Origin of the sequence: Streptomyces parvulus (genome assembly GCF_014648855.1) — a bacterium.
GTDB classification, from domain to species: domain Bacteria; phylum Actinomycetota; class Actinomycetes; order Streptomycetales; family Streptomycetaceae; genus Streptomyces; species Streptomyces parvulus.
This window is the reverse complement of record NZ_BMRX01000016.1, coordinates 148,042-167,661: the sequence shown is the minus strand read 5'-3', so window position 1 is coordinate 167,661 and position 19,620 is coordinate 148,042. Positions and strand designations below refer to the sequence as shown.

Annotated in this window: 20 protein-coding genes and 2 tRNA genes; 13 read left to right on the top strand and 9 right to left on the bottom strand. The window is 75.1% G+C overall.

Going from position 1 to position 19,620, the window contains the following annotated elements; all coding sequences use genetic code 11:
- Positions 1–80: 80 nt before the first annotated feature.
- Genes IE108_RS28990 through IE108_RS28980 form a run of 3 tightly spaced genes read left to right on the top strand, consistent with a single transcriptional unit; the run spans position 81 to position 2,681 of the window.
- On the top strand, positions 81–1,211 hold the full coding sequence (locus tag IE108_RS28990) for a UDP-N-acetylglucosamine--N-acetylmuramyl-(pentapeptide) pyrophosphoryl-undecaprenol N-acetylglucosamine transferase (protein ID WP_064732058.1): 1,131 nt from the start codon (positions 81–83) through the stop codon (positions 1,209–1,211).
- Complete coding sequence (locus tag IE108_RS28985) at positions 1,208–2,206, top strand: GDP-mannose 4,6-dehydratase (RefSeq protein WP_064730884.1); 999 nt, start codon at positions 1,208–1,210, stop codon at positions 2,204–2,206. Before IE108_RS28990 ends, IE108_RS28985 begins: the two co-directional genes overlap by 4 nt.
- Positions 2,207–2,258: 52 nt before the next feature.
- On the top strand, positions 2,259–2,681 hold the full coding sequence (locus tag IE108_RS28980; protein WP_064730883.1) for an ankyrin repeat domain-containing protein: 423 nt from the start codon (positions 2,259–2,261) through the stop codon (positions 2,679–2,681).
- Between the two features lie 63 nt (positions 2,682–2,744).
- On the opposite strand, the gene IE108_RS28975 is transcribed toward IE108_RS28980, so the two are convergent.
- Positions 2,745–2,818 (bottom strand) — tRNA-Pro (locus IE108_RS28975).
- A gap of 98 nt (positions 2,819–2,916) precedes the next feature.
- Here IE108_RS28975 and IE108_RS28970 point away from each other — a divergent pair.
- From IE108_RS28970 to IE108_RS28960, 3 genes are all read left to right on the top strand, one after another.
- Positions 2,917–3,432, top strand: a complete 516-nt coding sequence (locus IE108_RS28970) for a DUF309 domain-containing protein (protein WP_079163741.1) — start codon at positions 2,917–2,919, stop codon at positions 3,430–3,432.
- A 61-nt stretch (positions 3,433–3,493) separates the two neighbouring features.
- A complete protein-coding gene (gene cobF / locus IE108_RS28965; RefSeq protein ID WP_064730882.1) occupies positions 3,494–4,264 on the top strand; it encodes a precorrin-6A synthase (deacetylating) in 771 nt (256 codons plus the stop codon).
- Between the two features lie 66 nt (positions 4,265–4,330).
- Complete coding sequence (locus IE108_RS28960) at positions 4,331–6,451, top strand: MDR family MFS transporter (protein ID WP_064730881.1); 2,121 nt, start codon at positions 4,331–4,333, stop codon at positions 6,449–6,451.
- Here IE108_RS28960 and IE108_RS28955 read toward each other — a convergent pair.
- The 3 genes from IE108_RS28955 to IE108_RS28945 all read right to left on the bottom strand — a co-directional run bounded on the left by IE108_RS28955 (position 6,378) and on the right by IE108_RS28945 (position 10,000).
- On the bottom strand, positions 6,378–7,175 hold the full coding sequence (locus IE108_RS28955; RefSeq protein ID WP_064730880.1) for a sulfite exporter TauE/SafE family protein: 798 nt from the start codon (positions 7,173–7,175) through the stop codon (positions 6,378–6,380). The genes IE108_RS28960 and IE108_RS28955 overlap by 74 nt on opposite strands.
- A gap of 63 nt (positions 7,176–7,238) precedes the next feature.
- Complete coding sequence (locus IE108_RS28950; protein ID WP_064730879.1) at positions 7,239–8,759, bottom strand: long-chain-fatty-acid--CoA ligase; 1,521 nt, start codon at positions 8,757–8,759, stop codon at positions 7,239–7,241.
- A gap of 53 nt (positions 8,760–8,812) precedes the next feature.
- Positions 8,813–10,000: a thiolase family protein gene (locus tag IE108_RS28945; RefSeq protein WP_064730878.1), complete on the bottom strand. Its 1,188-nt coding sequence runs from the start codon at positions 9,998–10,000 to the stop codon at positions 8,813–8,815.
- Positions 10,001–10,161: 161 nt separating this feature from the next.
- On the opposite strand from IE108_RS28945, the gene IE108_RS28940 reads away from it, so the two are divergent.
- The 7 genes from IE108_RS28940 to IE108_RS28910 all read left to right on the top strand — a co-directional run bounded on the left by IE108_RS28940 (position 10,162) and on the right by IE108_RS28910 (position 16,323).
- The gene (locus IE108_RS28940) at positions 10,162–10,971 is read left to right on the top strand and encodes an alpha/beta hydrolase (RefSeq protein WP_064730877.1); all 810 of its coding nucleotides are present in this window, start codon (positions 10,162–10,164) and stop codon (positions 10,969–10,971) included.
- A 79-nt stretch (positions 10,972–11,050) separates the two neighbouring features.
- Entirely contained in the window at positions 11,051–11,383 is a 333-nt protein-coding gene (locus IE108_RS28935) for a DUF3140 domain-containing protein (protein ID WP_064730876.1), read from the top strand.
- Between the two features lie 3 nt (positions 11,384–11,386).
- Positions 11,387–12,037 carry an HhH-GDP family DNA glycosylase gene (locus tag IE108_RS28930; RefSeq protein WP_064730875.1) on the top strand — a complete coding sequence of 217 codons (651 nt, stop codon included), beginning with the start codon at positions 11,387–11,389 and terminating at the stop codon, positions 12,035–12,037.
- A 112-nt stretch (positions 12,038–12,149) separates the two neighbouring features.
- Entirely contained in the window at positions 12,150–13,001 is an 852-nt protein-coding gene (locus IE108_RS28925; protein ID WP_064730874.1) for a hypothetical protein, read from the top strand.
- Positions 13,002–13,149: 148 nt separating this feature from the next.
- Complete coding sequence (locus IE108_RS28920; protein WP_107420329.1) at positions 13,150–14,550, top strand: glutamine synthetase family protein; 1,401 nt, start codon at positions 13,150–13,152, stop codon at positions 14,548–14,550.
- Between the two features lies 1 nt (position 14,551).
- Positions 14,552–15,715 (top strand): amidohydrolase family protein, encoded by a 1,164-nt coding sequence (locus IE108_RS28915; RefSeq protein WP_064730872.1) that lies wholly within the window; start codon positions 14,552–14,554, stop codon positions 15,713–15,715.
- An 80-nt stretch (positions 15,716–15,795) separates the two neighbouring features.
- Positions 15,796–16,323: an NUDIX hydrolase family protein gene (locus IE108_RS28910; protein ID WP_064730871.1), complete on the top strand. Its 528-nt coding sequence runs from the start codon at positions 15,796–15,798 to the stop codon at positions 16,321–16,323.
- Between the two features lie 86 nt (positions 16,324–16,409).
- On the opposite strand, the gene IE108_RS28905 is transcribed toward IE108_RS28910, so the two are convergent.
- From IE108_RS28905 to IE108_RS28885, 5 genes are all read right to left on the bottom strand, one after another.
- Positions 16,410–16,483 (bottom strand) — tRNA-Pro (locus tag IE108_RS28905).
- A 105-nt stretch (positions 16,484–16,588) separates the two neighbouring features.
- Positions 16,589–17,905 (bottom strand): MFS transporter, encoded by a 1,317-nt coding sequence (locus IE108_RS28900; protein ID WP_064730870.1) that lies wholly within the window; start codon positions 17,903–17,905, stop codon positions 16,589–16,591.
- Between the two features lie 186 nt (positions 17,906–18,091).
- The gene (locus IE108_RS28895) at positions 18,092–18,451 is read right to left on the bottom strand and encodes an MmcQ/YjbR family DNA-binding protein (RefSeq protein WP_064730869.1); all 360 of its coding nucleotides are present in this window, start codon (positions 18,449–18,451) and stop codon (positions 18,092–18,094) included.
- Positions 18,452–18,483: 32 nt separating this feature from the next.
- Positions 18,484–19,017 carry a GNAT family N-acetyltransferase gene (locus IE108_RS28890; RefSeq protein WP_064730868.1) on the bottom strand — a complete coding sequence of 178 codons (534 nt, stop codon included), beginning with the start codon at positions 19,015–19,017 and terminating at the stop codon, positions 18,484–18,486.
- Positions 19,014–19,592, bottom strand: a complete 579-nt coding sequence (locus IE108_RS28885) for a helix-turn-helix domain-containing protein (protein WP_064730867.1) — start codon at positions 19,590–19,592, stop codon at positions 19,014–19,016. Before IE108_RS28885 ends, IE108_RS28890 begins: the two co-directional genes overlap by 4 nt.
- Positions 19,593–19,620 lie beyond the last annotated feature (28 nt).

Genomic DNA, 19,620 nt, shown 5'->3' with positions numbered 1-19,620 from the left:
CCATGTTCGGATCCTCGTCCTCCGGCCCGGCCCACGTGCCGCCCGCCGGACATCACCCTCCCCCGCCCAGGCTGTCCGTGGTGATCGGCGCGGGCGGCACCGGTGGTCACATCTACCCCGGTCTCGCGCTCGCCGACGCGCTGCGCCGCGCGGTCCCGGCCGCGGAGATCTCCTTCGTCGGCACCACCCGGGGCCTGGAGACCCGGCTGATCCCCCGGGCCGGGTACCGGCTGCACACCGTCGACATGATCCCCTTCGACCCGAGCCTGGGCGCCCGGCGCTATCTGCTGCCCTCGGCCCTGGTGCGGTCCGCCGGGCAGTGCCGGACGGTGCTGCGCGAGCAGCGGGCCCAGGTGGCGGTCGGCATGGGCGGCTATCCGAGCGCCCCCGTGATCCTCGGCGCCCGGTGGTCGGGCCTGCCGAGCCTCATCCACGAGTCCAACGCCGTGCCCGGCCGCGCCAACCGCTTCGCCGCCCGGCTCACCCCGCACGTCGCGGTCGCCTTCGACCGCTCCCGCGCGGGCCTGGCCGGCGGGGAGCACGCCCGCGTCGTCGGCATGCCCATCGCGGCGGCGCTGGCCGGCCTGGACCGCGCGGCCCGGCGCCCCGAGGCGCGGCGCGCGCTGGGCGTGCCGGACGGGGCGCGGCTCGTGGTCTTCAACGGCGGCAGCCTGGGCGCCGCGCGGCTCACCGAGGCCGCCACGGAGCTGGCCCGGCGCTGGCGCCATCGCAGGGACGTGCACCTGCTGATCAAGACGGGTCCCGACGCGCTGGAGGAGGCCCGGTTCCGGCTCGCGGGCAGCGAGGTGGCCCGCGTGGTGCCGTACCTGGACCACATGGACCAGGTGTACGCGGCCGCCGACCTGGTGGTCTGCCGCGCCGGTTCGGCGACCGTCGCCGAACTCGCCAGCACCGGCGTGCCCGCGGTGCTCGTGCCCTACCCGCACGCCCCCGGCGACCACCAGACGCACAACGCGCGGGTGCTGACCGACGCCGGGGCGGGACTGCTGCTGCCCGACGCCGAGACGACGGCGGGGCGGCTGGCCGAGCTGGTCGAGCCGCTGCTGGCCGATCCCGCCCGGCTCGCCGCGATGGAGTCGGCCGCCGACCCCGGGCCGCACGCGTACGCCGCCGACCTGCTCGCCGCCGAGGTACTGCGCCTCGCCGGCCACCCCCTGCCCACCCCGCACCCCCTGGAGCGCACCCCGTGAACCACACCCCCGCCTGGACCGGCCGCGAGGTCCTGGTCACCGGAGCCGAGGGCTTCATCGGCTCGGCACTCGTCGACCTGCTCGTCTCCCGGGGCGCCCGGGTCCGGGCGTTCACGCACTACAAGCCGTACGCCGAGAAGGGCCATCTCGCGCACCTCCTCGGCCATCCGCTGGTCACCACGGTCACCGGCGACGTCCGCGACGCGGGCCGCGTGAGCGACGCCGTGGACGGCGTCGACACCGTCTTCCACCTCGCCGCGCTGATCGGCATCCCGTACAGCTACCAGTCGCCCGGCGCCTACGTGCAGACCAACGTCGTCGGCACCGAGAACGTCGCCGAGGCGTGCCGCCGCCACCAGGTGCGCCGCCTGGTGCACACCTCCACCAGCGAGGTCTACGGCACCGCCCGGACGGCGCCCATCGGCGAGGACCACCCGCTGCAGCCGCAGTCCCCGTACTCCGCGTCCAAGATCGGCGCCGACATGATGGCGCTGTCCCACTGGCACGCCTTCGAGCTGCCGGTGACCGTGGTGCGCCCCTTCAACACCTACGGCCCCCGTCAGTCCGCCCGCGCGGTCATCCCGGCGATCCTCGCCCAACTGCACTCCGGGGCCCGCACGATCAGGCTCGGCTCGCTCACGCCGACCCGCGACTTCACCTACGTCACCGACACCGCGGCGGGCTTCCTCGCCATGGCCGACTGCGACCGCGCCCTCGGACAGGTCGTCAACCTCGGCTCGGGCCGGGAGATATCCATCGGCGACCTGGCACAGGCCCTCACCGTCGCGGCGGGCAGCGACGCGGAGATCGTGGTGGACCCCGCCCGGCTGCGGCCCGGCGGCAGCGAGGTGCTGCGCCTGCTGTCCGACAACTCCCGTGCCCGGCGCTGGGCGGGCTGGGAGCCGCGGGTCGGCCTGGCGGACGGGCTGCGCCGGACCTCGGCGTGGGTGAAGGAGCACCTGGACCTGTTCGCGGCCGACCGCTACCAGGTCTGAACCCGAACCCCGGCCGACCACACCGCCGGGCGCCCCCATAGGCTCGGCGCCCGTGAACAGACGACGGAGGAAGAAGCTGTCCGGCCGCCTCGTCGACGCGGTTCTGGTCGGCGACCCGGTCCGGGTGCGGGCGCTGCTGCGCTCGGGCGCGCCGGCGGAGACGGCGGACGCCGCCGGCACCACGCCGCTGTACCAGGCCGCCGTGAACGGGGACGCCGGTCTGGTGCGGTCGCTGCTGGCGGCCGGTGCGCGGCCCGACACGGAGAGCGGCATCGGCTCGGAGGGCACACCCCTGTGCGGAGCCGCCTGCTGGGGGTACGCGGAAGCGGTCCGCGCCCTGCTCGAACACGGCGCCGACCCGAACCTCGCGGAGGACCACGGCACGGGCTGGACCCCGCTCGACTGGGCGGTCCACGGAGGGCACGGGGAGACGGTGGACCTGCTGACCGCCGCCGGGGCCGTGCCCCGGCGGTAGCGGCCGTACATGCGAGAAGGACCTCCGCGGGCTGCTGCCCGCGGAGGTCCTTCTCCGTCACCGTCGGGACGACAGGATTTGAACCTGCGACCCCTTGACCCCCAGTCAAGTGCGCTACCAAGCTGCGCCACGTCCCGGTGTGCGACGCGCGGCGGACCGCGCGATCACGCGACAGCACCTTACCGCACCGGCCGGGCCACGCCTAAGCGGGCACGGGCGGGGGACAATCGGCCCCATGGACAGCACAGCATCGGACCGCCCGCCCGGCGCCCGGGACCGGGACGAGGAGGGGCGGGCGCGCAACGCCAGGCCCCGGGACGGGCTCGGGCGGCCGCTGCCGTACGGCGCGGACGGCGTCGCCCGGCAGCCCGAGGGCGTCGTGCGGGCGCCGGAGGAGACGGTCGCCGAGGCGCAGCGGCTGCTGGACGAGGGGAAGCCGTTCCACGCGCACGAGGTGTTCGAGGACGCCTGGAAGTCCGGCCCCGACGACGAGCGGCAGCTGTGGCGCGGGATGGCCCAGCTGGCGGTGGGGCTCACGCACGCGGCGCGCGGCAACGGCACCGGCGGGGCCAGGCTGCTGCGGCGCGGGGCGGGCGCGGTGACCGAGTGGGCGGAGTCGGGCGCCGGGCGGGCGCGGCCGTACGGAGTGGATCTCGGCTCGGTCGCCGGGTGGGCCCGGGAGCTGGCGCGGGACGTGGCGGACGGAGCGTCCGTGGACGCCGGGGCGCGGGCGCCGCGGCTGCGGGGCTGACCCGCCCCCGGTCCGGCCGCCCGGTCGGAACGCCGCCGACGGCGTACGGCAGACTCGTGGGGTGCGGAAGATTCATGTGATCGGTATCGGCGCGGGCGACCCCGACCAGCTGACCCTGCAGGCGGTGCGGGCGATGCGGGACACGGACGTGTTCTTCGTCCTGGGCAAGGGCGAGGTGAAGGACGACCTGGTGCGGCTGCGCCGGGACATGCTGGAGACGCATGTGCCGGAGGGCACGTACCGCGTCGTCGAGGCGCGCGACCCGGAGCGGGACCGCGCCGCGGAGGGCGCCGCCTACTCCCCCGCCGTCGAGGACTGGCGCCTGGCCCGCGCCGGCATCTACGAACGGCTGATCGCCGGGGAGCTGGGCGAGGACGAGAGCGGCGCGTTCCTGGTGTGGGGCGACCCGTCGCTGTACGACAGCACGCTGGGGATCCTGGAGGAGGTGCTGGGGCGCGGCACGGTCGCGTTCGAGTACGACGTGGTGCCCGGCATCAGCAGCGTCTCGTCGCTGGCGGCCCGGCACCGCACGGGGCTGAACCGGGTGGCGCGGCCGGTGCAGATCACCACCGGGCGGCGGCTCGCGGAGGGCTTCCCGGAGGGCGTCGAGGACGTCGTGGTGATGCTGGACGCGCACCAGACCTTCCGGCGGTACGCGGACGAGGACCTGGACATCTACTGGGGCGCGTACCTCGGCACCCCGGACGAGATCCTCGACTCGGGCCCGATCGCCGAGGCGGGACCGCGCATCGAGCGGCTGCGGGCGCAGGCGCGGGAGCGCAAGGGCTGGATCATGGACACGTACCTGCTGCGGCGGCGTCCGAGGCCTTGAGGCGCCGGGCACCCGGCCGGACCGTCCCCGCATGCGTGGCGGCTGCACGGGTGTGATCGTGACCTCGTGACAGTCGCCGAGGAAGCGCCGCGGACCACCGCCGCACAGCCGCCCGTCCTGGACCGGCGGCGGCGCAACGTCGTCTTCGTCACGATCATGCTCGGGATGCTGCTGGCCGCGCTCGACCAGACGATCGTCGGCACCGCGCTGCCGACGATCGTGTCCGACCTCGGCGGCGCCTCGCACCAGTCGTGGGTGGTGACGTCGTACCTGCTGGCCGAGACCGTGGCGACGGTGCTGGTCGGCAAGTTCGGCGACCTGTTCGGCCGCAAGGTGGTCTTCCAGGTCTCGGCGATCGTGTTCATCACCGGGTCGTTCCTGTGCGGGCTGGCGACCGACATGCTGCTGCTGATCATGTGGCGGGCGATGCAGGGCGTCGGCGCGGGCGGCCTGATGGTGACGGCGATGGCGCTGATCGCCGACGTGATCCCGCTGCGCGAGCGCGGCAAGTACCAGGGCGCCATCGGCGCGGTCTTCGGCGTCGCGACGGTCGTCGGACCGCTGCTGGGCGGGCTGTTCACCGACCACCTCTCCTGGCGGTGGGCGTTCTACGTCAACGTGCCCATCGCGATCGTCGTCGTGATCGCCGCGGCCCGCACCATCCCGGTGGTGAAGTCGGCCGTCCGGCCCGTCATCGACTACCTGGGCATCGCGCTGGTCGCGGTGGGCGCGAGCGCGCTGATCCTGGCCACCAGCTGGGGCGGCAACGAGTACGCGTGGGGCTCGGGCGTGATCCTCGGCCTGTTCGCGGGCGGACTGGTCGCGCTCGCGCTGTTCTGCCTGGTGGAGCTGCGCGCGGCCGAACCGATGCTGCCGATGCGGCTGTTCGCCAACCCGGTGTTCACGGTCTGCTCGGTGCTGAGCTTCATCGTCGGCTTCGCGATGCTCGGCGCGCTGACGTACCTGCCGACCTACCTCCAGTACGTCGACGGCGACTCCGCCACCGTCTCCGGCGTCCGCACGCTGCCCATGGTGGCGGGGCTGCTGATCGCCTCGGTCTTCAGCGGCAGCGTCGTCAGCCGGACGGGACGGTACCGGCTGTTCCCGATCGCCGGCACCCTCGTGATGGGCGTCGGCCTGTACCTGATGTCGCTGATGGGCCCGTCGACCGGCGCCGGCCTGGAGTCGCTGTACATGTTCGTGCTGGGCACGGGCATCGGCCTGTCCATGCAGGTGCTGACCATCGCCGTGCAGAACACCGTCGACTACGCCGACCTCGGCACCGCGACCTCAGGCGTCACCTTCTTCCGCACCCTGGGCAGCTCCTTCGGCACCGCCGTGTTCGGCACCATCTACGCCAACGCCCTCGGCCCCAACCTGCGCGACGGCGTCGCCGAGGCGGCCCGCACGGGCGGCGCCGACCCGTCGTCGATCGGGCGGGCGGCGACCAGTCCGGAGGGCGTGCACAGCCTGCCCGCCGAGACGTCGGCGCCGATCGTCGGGGCGTACGCGGACACCATCCAGACGGTGTTCCTGTGGACGGTGCCGATCGCGGCGGTCGGCTTCCTCGTGGCCCTGTTCCTCAAGCAGGTCCAGCTGCGGGACAGCGCCCGCGCGGGCTCCACCGACATGGGCGAGGGCTTCGCGTCCCCGCACGGCGCCGACAGCAGGCGCACCCTGGAGTCCTCGGTCGGGAAGATCATCGGGGGTACGGAGCTGGACACCGCGCGCCGGATCATCGCGGAGAGCGACACCCGGCTCGACGTCGCGGGCGCCTGGGCGGTGATGCAGGTCGAGCTGTTCACCCGCCTGGTGGGGCACGCCAGCCTGGGCCTGATCGCCGCCCGGCGCCGGCTGCCGCCGGAGGTGCTGCTGCCGGTCTTCGACCGCATGGTCGAGGAGGGCTTCCTGACCCGGCACGGCTCCCTGCTCTCGCACACGGAGGCGGGCGCGCGCGAGGCGCTGGTCATCGGCCGGGCCTGGGCGACCTGGCTGGAGCACCGGGTGGAGCAGGACATCGGCCGTCCCTCGGGCGCGGATCTGCGCGCCGCGGTCGACTCGATCGCCAAGCGGCTGCTGGTCGAGGACCTGAGCAACGGGCTTCCGCGGCGGCTCAGGTCAACAACAGCTGAAGACCGCCCACGACCGTCGCCGCGATCACCAGACGCTCGAACAGGCGCTGGTTGATCCGCTTCACCGCCCACCGGCCGAGGAAGGCACCGGGCACCACGAACACGACGAGCACGGCGTCGAGGAGCAGGGACCGGCCGTCGATCAGTCCGAGGCCGGCGCTGAAGGGCACCTTGGAGACGTTGACGATCAGGAAGAAGAAGGCGGACGTGCCGAGGAAACCGAGCTTGCGGAAGCCCGCGGAGAGCAGATACATCGACATCACCGGGCCGCCGGCGTTGGCGACCATGGTGGTGAATCCGCCGAGGACACCGTAGGAGCGGGCCTTCACCCGGCCGGACCGGGAGGAGGCGCCGCCCCCGTCGGAGGCGTCGGAGGCCCGGGACGCGTCCGCGGCCTCCGCCTGTCTGCGGCGCCACACCGTCACCCCGGCCATGAGCAGCAGGATCACGCCGATCGAGGTCCGGACGACCGCGTCGTCGGCCCACACCAGGAACAGGGTGCCGACGGCCACGCCCACGCCCACGGCGGGGAACAGCCGCCACAGCGTGGGCCAGTGCGCGTGGCGCCGGTAGGTGAGGACGGCCAGGACGTCGCCGGCGATCAGCACCGGCAGCAGGATGCCGGTCGAGGCGCGGGCGGGCAGGACCGCCGCGAAGATCGCGAGACTGACCGTATTGGCCCCGCTCACGGCGGTCTTGGAGAAGCCGACGAGCAGGGCCGCGAAGGCGAGGGCGGCGAACTCCCAGCCGGTGAGGTGCCAGAGTGTCATCGTGTCCATTGCGGCCACCGATGCTATGCGCACTCAAGCGCCCGCCGTGAGCACCGTCTCGTCAGTCGGTCCTCAGCCCTGGGCGTGGCCGGCGTAGCGGGCGCGCAGTTCCCGCTTCAGCACCTTCATGCTCGGCCCTAGCGGCAGGGCGTCCGCGAACTCCACCCGGCGCGGGTACTTGTACCGGCCGAGGTGTCCCTTGGACCACTCGGTGATCCCGGCGGGGTCCGGTGCCGTGCCGGGGGCGGGGACGACGACGGCGCAGACCTCCTCGCCGTGCAGGTCGTCCGGGAGGCCGATGACGGCCACCTGCGCGACGCCGGGGTGGCGCATCAGCACCTCCTCGACCTCGCGCGGGTAGACGTTGTAGCCGCCCCGGATGATGACGTCCTTCTTCCGGTCGACGATCCGGAGGAAGCCCTCGTCGTCCTTGGTGCCGAGGTCGCCGGTGCGGAACCAGCCGTCCACCAGTGCCTCGGCGGTGGCCTCGGGGCGGCCGAGGTAGCCGGAGAAGACGTTGTGGCCCCGCACGACGACCTCGCCCAGCTCGCCGGGCGGCAGCAGGACGACGCGGCCCTCGACGTCGGAGCGGGCGATCTCCACGTCCACGCCCCACAGGGGGTGGCCGATGGTGCCGGGCCTGGTTCCGAACACGGGCTGGTTGACGGCCGCCGCGGGCGAGGTCTCCGACAGCCCGTATCCCTCGTGGACGCGCGCGCCGAACGCCGCCTCGAACCGCTCCAGCACCGCCACCGGCAGCGAGGCCCCGCCGGAGACGCACACCCGCAGGTCCGGCAGGGCGGGCGCGTCGGCCGACGCGGCGGCGAGGGCGACGAACATGGTCGGCACCCCGTGGAAGGTGTTGACGCCCTCCTTCACCATCAGCTCGATCGCGCGGGCGGCGTCGAAGCGCGGCAGCAGCACGAGGGTGGCCCCCGCCCGCCAGGTCGAGTTCAGGGAGACGGTCTGCCCGAAGGCGTGGAACAGGGGCAGCGCGCCGAGCGCGACGTCGTCGGGACGGATGTCGTTGGCGTCGAAGGCGTTGACGGTCGCGTTCATCACCAGGTTGAAGTGGCTGAGCACCGCGCCCTTGGGGACGCCGGTGGTACCGCTGGTGTAGAAGACGACCGCCGGGTCGTCGGCGTCGCGCGTCACGTAGGTGGTCAGCGGTTCGGCCCCGTCGGCGAGCGCGCCGAACTCCTCGCCGAGGGTGATCATCCGTACGCCGGTCTCCCGCGCGGCGGCCGCGCCCGTCTCCGCCTGGACCGGGTGGCACAGCAGCAGGGTGGCGCCGCTGTCGCGCAGGACGTGCTCGACCTCGCCGGCCGACAGCAGCAGGTGCACCGGCACGACGACGCCGCCGGCCGCGGCGATCGCGTAGTACGCCTGCGGGAAGTCGGCGGTGTTCGGCGCCATCAGCGCGACCCGGTCGCCGGGCTCGACGCCGAGGCCGGCCAGGGCGCCGGCCTGCGCCCGTGCCCGCCGCCAGACCTCGGCGAAGGAGAGCCGCAGGTCGCCCTCGACCAGCGCCTCCTTGTCCGGTCGGCGCCGGGCGTTCTCGGCGAGGACGGCGGCGACGGAGAGGGTTGCCATGGGGTGGTGCTCCGTTCCTTGCTGCGGCTCTGCGAAAGGGGTGCCGGACCGGCCTAGGGCCGTTCGACCAGCACCGCGCTGCCCTGTCCGACGCCGACGCACATGGTGGCGAGCCCGCGGGCCGCTCCCGTGCGGCGCATGCGGTGGAGCAGGGTGGTGAGGATGCGGGCGCCGGAGCAGCCGAGCGGGTGGCCCAGCGCGATGGCGCCGCCGGTGGGGTTGACCAGCTCGGGGTCGACCCCGAGCTGGTCGACGCAGGCGAGGGCCTGGGCGGCGAACGCCTCGTTGAACTCGGCCTCGGCGAGGTCGTCGACGCTCCAGCCGGTGCGGGCGAGGACCTTGCGGGTGGCGGGGACCGGGCCGAGGCCCATGACGTCCGGGTGGACGCCGGCCGAGGCGCCGGCGACATAGCGGCCCAGGGACTCCAGGCCCAGGTCGTTCAGCGCCTCCTCGCTGACCAGGAGGAGTCCGGCGGCGCCGTCGTTCATCGGGGAGGCGTTGCCCGCGGTGACCGTGCCGCCGGCCCGGAAGACCGGCCCCAGGCGGCCCAGCTTCTCCAGCGAGGTGTCCTCGCGGACGCACTCGTCGCTGTCGACGACCACGCCGTCGGGGCGCTCGACGGGGAGGAGCTCGTCGTCGAAGTACCCGTTCTTGCGGGCCTCGGCGGCGAGCCGGTGGCTGCGCAGCGCGAACTCGTCCTGGCGTTCGCGCCCGATGCCGTACCGCCCGGCGACCTCCTCGGCCGTCTCGCCCATCGCCAGCAGTCCGTGCAGGTCCTTCATGGCGGGGTTGACCAGGCGCCAGCCGAGCCGGGTGTCGGCGGTCTCGATGCGGTGCGGCAGCGCCTCGTCGGGGCGGGGCAGCACGAACGGGGCGCGGCTCATCGACTCCGAGCCGCCCGCGAGCACGACGTCGGCCTCGCCCGCCGCGACGGTGCGGGCGGCGGTGGTGACGGCCTCCAGGCCGGAGGCGCACAGCCGGTTCACCGTGGCGCCGGGCACGCTGTCGGGCAGCCCGGCGAGCAGGGCGGCCATGCGGGCGACGTTGCGGTTGTCCTCGCCGGCCTGGTTGGCGGCGCCCCAGTACACGTCGTCGATGCGGGCCGGGTCGAGCGCGGGGACGTCGGCGACCAGGCCCCGGATGACGGCGGCGGCGAGGTCGTCGGGCCGCACGGAGGACAGGGCGCCGCGCAGCTTGCCGATCGGGGTGCGGCGGGCGGCCGCGAAGTGGACGGGACGCACGTGGGGACTCCTGACCTTCGTCGCCCGGCCACCCGACGGCACACCGCCGCCGGCAGCGGGCGTACGACCTTAATTAGCACTGCTAGTTTTGGACTATAGACCGCCGGGCGGGTCCCTGGGAAGATCCTCCGGTGACCTTCACCGACGCAGCCGGAGGAGCCATGGCCGAGGCCCGCGAGCACGACCTGCCCGGAACGCGGGGGCGGATCACCGCCCGCGAGTGGTCCGCCGCCCGTCCCCGGTACGTCGCGCTGCTGGTGCACGGCTACGGCGAGCACGTCGGCCGCCACGAGGAGGTGGCCGGCGTCCTGGCCGGGCACGGCGCCGCGGTCTACGGCGCCGACCACGCCGGACACGGACGCTCCGAGGGCGAGCGGGTGCTGGTCGAGGACTTCGAGGACGTGGTCACCGACGTGCACGCGGTGGCCGCGCTGGCCCGCACCGCCCACCCGGGCCTGCCGCTCGTCGTGGTCGGCCACTCCATGGGCGGCCTGATCGCCGCCCGCTACGCCCAGCGCCACCCGGGCGAGCCGGCCGCGCTGGTGCTGTCCGGACCGGTCATCGGCGACTGGGAGCTGCCCCGCCGGCTGCTCGCCCTGCCGGAGATCCCCGACACCCCGATCAGCCCGGCCTCGCTCTCCCGGGACCCGGCGGTGGGCGCGGCGTACGCGGCGGACCCGCTGGTCTGGCACGGCCCGATGAAGCGGCCGACCCTGGAGGCCTTCGTCCGCACCCTGGAGCGGGTCGCCGAGGAAGGCGACGTCGGCCCGCTGCCCCTGCTCTGGGTGCACGGTGACGACGACCGGCTGGTGCCCCTGCCGGGCAGCCGCCCCGGCGTCGAGGCCCTGAGCGGCGGCCGCCTCACGGAACGGATCTACGCCGGCGCCCGGCACGAGCTGTTCAACGAGACCAACCGCGCCGAGGTCTTCGCCGACCTCACCCGCTTCCTGGACGGCGTGCTCCCCCGCTGACCGGACGGCGTGTTTGCCTCCCGGGCCGCACGGGCACCCGCGCCTGCGCACACCCGCACGACGATCTGAGGGGCACCTCATGGCCGACGCCCTCGAACTCGACGCGCTGTGGGAGGACTTCCACCGCGTCGTCAACATGACCTCCGCCGAGCTGGCGGACTGGCTCCGGGTCCGCGACTCCGGTGAGCTGACCGAACCGCTGCCGGACGACGCGGGGCCCCCGCTCGGGCGGCACGTCCTGTCGATCCTCCAGAAGCGGCGCACCGACCTCACGGAGGAGGACCTGGACGCGATGCGCGAGGTCGTGGAGACCGTGGAGGCGCGGGCGGACCTGGAGAACGAGCCCCGGTCCGACGACACCGCCCTGCGGCACCGCCTGATGACGGTCGGCCACGATCCGCTGAAGCCGTAGGCCGTGAGCACCGGGGAACGGCGGATCGTGCGTGCGCTCGTCGACGCGCACGGGCGGACCTACGCCGACGAGGCGGGCATCCGGCTCCGGGACACCCCGCAGCCGCTGTACCGGCTGCTGGTCCTCTCCCACCTGCTCAGCGCCCGCATCCGGGGCTCCATCGCGGTGGCCACCGCGCGCGCCCTGTACGACGCCGGGCTGCGCGACCCCCGCCGCATGGCGGCCGCCGACTGGCAGGAGCGGGTCGACGCCCTCGGCCGGGGCGGCTACCGGCGCTACGACGAGCGCACGGCCACCCAGCTCGGCGAGGCCGCCGCACTGCTGACCGAGCGCTGGGGCGGTGACCTGCGGCGGCTGCGGAAGGAGGCGGGCGGCGACCTCGACCGGGAGCGGCGGCTGCTGCGGGAGTTCCCCGGGGTGGGCCCGACCGGCGTGGACATCTTCCTGCGCGAGGCCCAGCTCGTCTGGCCGGAGGCGGGCCCCACCCTGGACCCCAAGGCCCTCCAGGGCGCTCGGCGGCTCGGTCTGCCGTCCGATCCGGACCGCCTCCTGGATCTCGCCGGGAAGACCGAACCCGCCGTCCTGGCCGCCGCGCTGGTGCGCGCCGCGGTGGACAAGGGGGTCGCCGAGGACACCCTGGAGCGCGCCGGCTGAACGCCGGCCGGACGTCGTCCGCGGCTCACCCGAACAGCCCCGAGCGCTGGTGGGGGCGGGGCCGCGGTGATGCGCTGGGGAGACCGTTCCCCGTCCCAGGAGGCGTCCCGCGATGAGCCGTCGACCGTCCCGTCCCGTCCGTCTCGCGGCCTGTGCCCTGGCGGCGGGCGCGCTGCTGACCACCGCGGCCTGCTCGGACGGCTCCGGCGGGTCCGGCGCGGCCCGGGACGCCGCCGAGCGGGCCGGAACGGCCTCCCCCGCCGGGCGCGCCCCCGCCGCCCAGCCCACCGGCTCCCCCAGCACCGGCCCGGCCGCCCTCACCGAGTCCGGTGCGAAGGCGGCCCTGCTCACCGAGGGCGACCTGGAGGGCGACTGGAACCAGGTCCAGGACGCGGACAAGTGGCGCGACCAGCTGCTCGTCGGCGAGGTGGACGTGTCCGACTTCCTCACCGCCAAGACGGACGCCTCGGACTGCCAGGAACTCCTCGACGGGCTCTACGGCGAGAAGCTCCTCGGCGAGCCGTCCGGCCCGTCGGCGGTCACCGGGTTCGAGCAGGGCGACTCCCGGCTCCTGGACCAGGTCGCGGACTACGACCGCGCCGGGCTGGACGACCGCCTGGAGTGGATGGCCTCCCTCCCCCAGAAGTGCGACCAGTTCACCGCGACCGACTCGGGCGGCGAGAAGCGCACCGTCCAGGTGACCGAGGCCTCGGTGCCGGACGTGGGCGACGCCCGGGACGGCCTGCGCGTGACGGTGCAGGGGACGAGCGACGGCAGTCCGGCCACGCTCAGCCTGGACGTGGCCGTCGTACGCGTCGGCACCTCCGCGCTCACCGTGACGGGCGGCGGGCTCGACGGCGACCAGGCCGACGCCGTCGAGCAGGGGGTGCGCCAGGGCACCGACCGCCTGAAGACCGTCCTGGACGGCGGCACCCCCTCACCGCAGCCCACCCCGATGACCTGAGCGGACCGTCCCCGCGTCCCGCCCCGTTCCGCGTTCCGGCGCGGTGCGGGGCGGCGCCGTGTGCACGGATCCGGCGAAACCCGGACAGGGTGATCACCGGGCGCGCACAATGGTGGCCGGCGGACGGCGGCGTGAAGGAGCCCGAGACGTGAGCGAGAGCGACCCCGTGCCCGGCGGGCGTCCCGGCGAGGCCGAGCGGGCCGCCGCGCTGAGCGGCGAGCTGTCCGGCCGGGACGTGCACGGCGTGGTGCTGGCGTACGTCGACACGGCGGGGATCACCCGGGTGAAGACCGTGCCCACCGCGCGGCTCGCCTCGGCCGCCGCCTGGGGCGTGGGCATGTCCCCGGTGTTCGACACCTTCCTGGCCGACGACTCGATCGTCGCCACGGACGTCCTCGGCTCCCCCGACGGCGACCTGCGCCTCCACCCCGACCTGGACCGGCTGACCGTGCTGGCGGCGCAGCCCGGCTGGGCGTGGGCGCCCGTCGACCGGATCACCCAGGAGGGCGGCCCGCACCCGGCGTGCGCGCGGACCGTCCTGCGCCGCACCGTGGCCCACGCCGCCGAACGGTACGGCGTCCGCTTCAAGGCCGCGTTCGAGATCGAGTGGTCGGTGGGCCGCGGCGACACGGACGGCGACGCCTTCGTGCCGGCGGTGCCGGGGCCCGCGTACGGTGCCGCGCGGCAGGTCGGGTTCAGCGACTGTGCGGCCGATCTGCTGGCGGCGCTCGCGGCCCAGGGCGTGGACGTGGAGCAGCTGCATCCCGAGTACGCCCCGGGGCAGTTCGAGGTCTCGGTGGGCGCCCTGGACCCGGTGGCGGCGGCCGACCGCAGCGTGCTGGTCCGGCAGACGATCCGGGCCGTGGTCCGGCGGCACGGGCTGCGGGCCTCCTTCGCGCCCGCGGTGTCCGGGCGGGGTGTGGGCAACGGCGGCCACCTGCATCTCTCCGCCTGGCGGGACGGCGCCAACCTGCACGCCGGCGGCCCCGGCCGGTACGGCATGACCGCCGAGGCCGAGTCGTTCGTCGCCGGGGTGCTGGAGCACCTGCCCGCGCTCACGGCGATCACCGCGCCGAGCCCGGCCAGCTATCTGCGGCTCCGGCCCTCGCAGTGGGCGGGCGTCTTCACCGCGTGGGGCCGCGAGACCCGGGAGGCGGCCCTGCGGATCGTCACCGGGAGCACCGGCGAGCGGGGCCGGGCGGCGAACCTGGAGGTGAAGCCGGTCGACCTGGCCGCCAACCCCTACCTGGCGCTCGCCGCGGTGATCGCCGCCGGACTGGACGGCCTCGCCTCGTCCGCGCCGCTGCCGGCGGAGACCACCGGCGACCCGGCCCGGCTGGACCCGGCCGACGCCGAGGCCCGCGGGATCCGCAGGCTGCCGGTCTCGCTCGCGCCGGCCGTGGCGGCGTTCCGCAGCGACGACGTGCTGCGGAACGCGCTGGGGCCGGTCCTGGCCGACGCGGTGACCGCCGTACGGCTCGGGGAGATCGAGGCCGTCGACGGACTGGACGACGACGGGATCGCGGCGGCCTACCGGTGGAAGTACTGAGATGACCGCAAGGACCGGGACGACCGGCGGACCCGTGCACGAGGCGCTCGCCGCCCTGGAGCTGGTGGACCACCACTGCCACGGTGCCGTCACCGGCGACCTGGACCGCGCGGGCTTCGAGTCCCTGCTCACCGAGGGCGACGCCTGGCCCGGCGTCTCCCCCTTCGACAGCCCCGTCGGCCTCGCCGTGCGGCGGCACTGCGCCCCGCTCCTCGACCTGCCGCGCCACACGCCGCCGGACGCCTACCTGGCGCGGCGGACCGAACTGGGCGCGGCCGAGGTGAACCGGCGGTTCCTGCGGGGCGCGGGCACCGGCGTCTTCTGCGTGGACACGGGCTACGCCCCGCACCCGGTGACCGCACCGGCCGAGCTGGCCCGCGCGGCGGACGCCACCGCGTACGAGGTGGTGCGCCTGGAGGGGGTCGCCGAGGCGGTGGCGGCCGGCGGGGTCGAGCCGGACGCGTACGCGGAGGCGTTCCGCACGGCGGCGTGGGAGGCGGTGCGGCGGCCCGGCGTGGTGGGCGTCAAGTCGGTGGCCGCCTACCGCACCGGCTTCGACCTGGACCCGGCCCGCCCCTCGCCCGCGGAGGTCACCGGGGCGGCCCGGCCCTGGCTCGCGCGGGGCGGGCGGCTCTACGACCCGGTGCTCGTCCGGCACCTGCTGTGGACCGCGGTGGACCTCGGCCTGCCCCTCCAGCTGCACACCGGCTTCGGCGACGCCGACATCCGCATGCACCGCGTGGACCCGGCCCTGCTCACCGACTGGCTGCACCTGACGGCCGGCACGATCCCGGTCGTGCTGCTGCACTGCTGGCCCTACCAGCGCCAGGCGGCCTACCTGTCGGCGGTCTTCGAGCGCGTCCACCTCGACGTGGGCCTCACCCTGCACCACGTCGGCCCCGCCCGGGCGGGCGCGATCCTCGCCGAGGCGACGGAGATCACCCCGTTCCGCAAACTGCTGTACAGCTCCGACGCCTATGGTGTGGCCGAGTTCCATCACCTCGGGGCCCTCGCCTTCCGGCAGGGTCTGGCGGAGCTGCTCCAGGCACGGCTGGACGCCGACGAGCTGGCGCTGCCGGACGCGCTGCGCCTGGCCCGCTGGGCCGGGCGGGACAACGCGCGCCGGGTCTACCGGCTGCCGGGCGGGGCGATGGACGACGGCTGAGCGGCGTGGGACCGGTCACAGTCCCGGAGCGCCGCCCGGGAAGCAGGAACGGCTGAAAGTATGATCAAGCGATGTCTGACATGACCGAAACCACGCCGGGCTGGCTGACGACCGACGAGCTGGAGATGGCACGTGCCCGCATGCCGATCCTGTACGTCGAGGCGGTCCCCGTCCGCGTCGACGACAGCGGCGAAGTCACCAGCGTCGGCCTGCTCCTGCGCATCGGCCCGGACGGGACGGTCAGCCGGACGCTGGTCTCCGGCCGGGTGCTGCACCACGAGCGGGTCCGCGACGCGCTGCTGCGCCACCTGGAGAAGGACCTCGGCCCGGTGGCGCTGCCCCGGGTGCCGTCCTCGCTCCAGCCCTTCACGGTGGCCGAGTACTTCCCCACCCACGGTGTGACGCCGTACCACGACCCCCGCCAGCACGCGGTCTCGCTGGCCTACGTGGTGCCGGTCACCGGCGACTGCCGGCCCCGGCAGGACGCGCTGGACCTGGTCTGGTTCGACCCGCGCGAGGCGCTGTCCGAGGCGGTGCGCGGCGAGATGCCCGGCGGGCACGGCGCGCTGCTGAAGCAGGCGCTGGCGCATGTGGGCTGCGTGGACTGAGGCCCGGGTGGCGGCCCGCGGCCGCCACCTCGCCCGCACGCGAAAAGGGCCTTCGCGGACAGTGTCCGCGAAGGCCCTTCGCCGTGTCGGGACGACAGGATTTGAACCTGCGACCCCTTGACCCCCAGTCAAGTGCGCTACCAAGCTGCGCCACGTCCCGTTGCCCGTCTGACCTGGGGTTTCCCCCGGCCGAACGCGCAGGAAAACCATACCGCACTCGGGCCGGTGGTCGCGCATCGCTTTTCCGGGGCGCGGGCCGGCCTTGTCAGCACTTCCGCGCGCTGGAGGGCGCGGTCGCGGCCGGGGTGCCGCGCGAGCCCGCGGCGGCGGGTTCCACCCGCACCAGCCCGCGCACCGCCGGTATCAGCAGCAGGGACGCGCACACGAAGAAGCTGATCGCACCCGCGCCGAGCAGGACGTGGCCGGCGCCGAGGGCCGCGGCGGCCGGTCCCGCGAGTGCCTGCCCGACCGGCATCATCGCCAGCGAGCCCGCGACGTCGTAGGCGTGGATGCGGTTGAGGACGTCCGGCGGGACCTGGGTCTGCACGCTGGTCGCCCACATCACGCCCCAGAAGGACATCCCGGCGCCGGCGACGGCGGCACCGGCGGCCATCGCGGGAACGCCGAGCCCGGCACCCACGCTCGCGGGGAAGGCGGCGAAACCGACGAGGGCGATCGCGCCGGCCCGGAGCATCCGCAGCGGTCTCAGCCGCAGGGCGAGCAGGCCGCCCACGACGGTGCCCGCCCCGAGGGCGGAGTTGACCAGCCCGTAGGCGCGCGGCCCGTGCTCCCGCACCACCTCGGTGGCGACCAGGGGAACGGTCGGCCCCCAGACGGCGATCATGTAGACGCACCACACGGCGATGACGCTCCACAGCCACCGGCGGGCGAGGAACTCCCGCCATCCCTGGACCAGGTCGGCGCGGAAGGCCCTGGTTCCGTGGCCGGACGCGGCGCGGCTGCCCGGCGGGAGCGGCGGCAGCCGGAGCAGCAGCAGGCATCCGGCGCTGACGGCGTAGGTGGTGGCGTGGGCGGCGAAGACCCCGCCGGGTGAGGCGAAGCCGACCAGGAGGCCGGCCACGGCGGGCCCGGCGAGCTGGGCGGCGGACTCGGCGACGCGTATCGCGCCGTTCGCGCCCTGGATGTCGGCGGCCAGCCGGGGCACGGTGCTGGCGACGCCGGGCTGGAAGACGGCGCTCGCGACGCCGTTCGCGAACCCGATGGCGCAGATCTGCCAGAGCACGACGTGCCCGGAGAAGAACAGGACGGCCGCCAGGGCCTGGGTGCCGAGCCGCACCAGGTCGGCGCCGATCATCAGCCTGCGGGTGCTGAAGCGGTCGGCGAGGACCCCGCCGAAGACGACCAGGCCGGCGAAGGCGGCGGCCGTCGAGGCCATGGCGAGGCCGACCGCGCCCGCGCCGTACCCGTGCTGGAGCAGGCCGGCGGCGAGGGCGACGGGCAGCATGGTGTCGCCGAGGCGGGCGACGGCCCGGGCGGTGAAGAACAGCGCGAAGTCCCGCGACCAGACGGCGCGCGCCGCCTTCGCCCCGTCCCGCACCGGCTGCGAGGCCGTCCCGGCCATCCCCCGCTCCCTCCCCGGCCGCATCCCCCGCCGGCCACCCGTCCCCGTGCCGCCCCTGCCACGTCCCCCGGCCCGCGCGGTCCTCGGGCCCGTCGTGCGTACGGCAGCCGGAGCCCCCCTCCGGCCCCGGCTGCCACGCGTGTCCCCGGATCATGCCACGGGGCACCGACAGCGCCCGAGGGGTTTTCAGCCCTCGGGCGGCAGCCCCAGCCGGGGATGCGCCTCCAGGAGCCGGGTCGGGGCCGCCTGCCGCCAGGAGTCGGCGAGGATGTCGCGCAGCTCGTCCTCGCCCTCCAGGGCCGCGAGCCGGGCCCTGACCCAGGCGAACTGCGCCTCGTGACCGGCGATCCAGAACTTGCCCGGCTCGGCGAGCACCAGTTCGTCGCGCTCCTCCTTGGGGCAGCGCACGGCGATGGAGGTCTCGTCCTCGGGCAGCGTCGCGAACATCTTCCCCGCCACCCGGAACGTGGGCATGCTCCAGGCGGTCTTCTCCGTGGTGTCCGGCAGGGACAGGGCGACACGGCGTACGTCTTCTGCGTCGGGCATGCCAGGCACGCTATCCGCCGCCACTGACAACATCACCCGGCGCCGGCGGGGGCGCCGATCCGCTTGTAGTAGAGCGTCGTCGGCCTCGGTTCGCCGCCCGGGTCCGCCGCGTATCCGGGGATCGTGCCGGCCTCGGTCCACCCGGCGGAGCGGTAGAGGTGCTCGGCGGGGCTGCCGGTCTCGGTGTCGAGGTGCAGCAGGGTGAGGCCGGCCCCGGCGGCCGACTCCTCGGCGGCGGTCAGCAGCCGGCGTCCGACGCCCCGGCCGCGGTCGGCCGGGGACACCATGAGCTTGACCAGTTCGGCGCGGTGGCGGCTGTTGGGCTTGTCCGGCAGTGCGAGGCTCACGGTCCCGCACACCCGTCCCCCCTCGTGCGCCACCCAGACGGCCAGCTCCCCCGCGGCCACCGCCCGGAGCCGGGCGGTCCACCAGGCGAGGGCGTGGTCGCGGCCGAGGGGTGCGAGGAAGCCGACCGAGGCGCCGCCGGCCACCACGTCGGTCAGCAGGTCCGCCAGCTCCCCGAGCAGGCCGGTCAGCCGGTGCGCGTCGACGCGGCGGACGATCACGGCAGCACCACCGCCAGCACGTAGCGCGCCTCCCGGGGGCCCGTGCACCGGAACCTGGTCGGTCCCCACACCCGCATCCGCAGGCAGTCGCCGGTGCCGAGGCGGTGCGGGACGTCCTGGGAGGTCACCTCCAGCTCTCCGGCCAGCACCCACAGGTGCTGTTCCAGGCCGGGGACGGGCGGCCGGTCGTAGGCGAGGTCGGCGCCCGGGGCGAGCCGCCCCTCGACGAGTTCGCCGCGCAGTCCGGCGTGCGGCGGGGAGACCGAGCGGCGCGCGAAGCCCGCGGCCGCGTCCTCCCACCGGGGCTGCTCGTCGGCGCGGACCAGCAGCGCGGGCCCGGCCTCGACCTCGCCGAGCAGCCGGGACATGGTCCGGCCGTAGACCGCGCACAGGCGGTTCAGCTGGGCGGCGGTGGGGCTGGTCTCCGCCCGCTCGGCCCGGGACAGCGTGGACCGGCTCACCCCGCTGCGCTCCGCCAGCTCCCCCAGCGACCAGCCGTGCTCGGCGCGCAGTTCGGCGAGGCGGGCGGCGAGCCGGGTGTCCACGAGGTCGGGAGCACCGTCATCGTGTCTCATGTCCGGGACGCTATCCCGGATGTGAGAC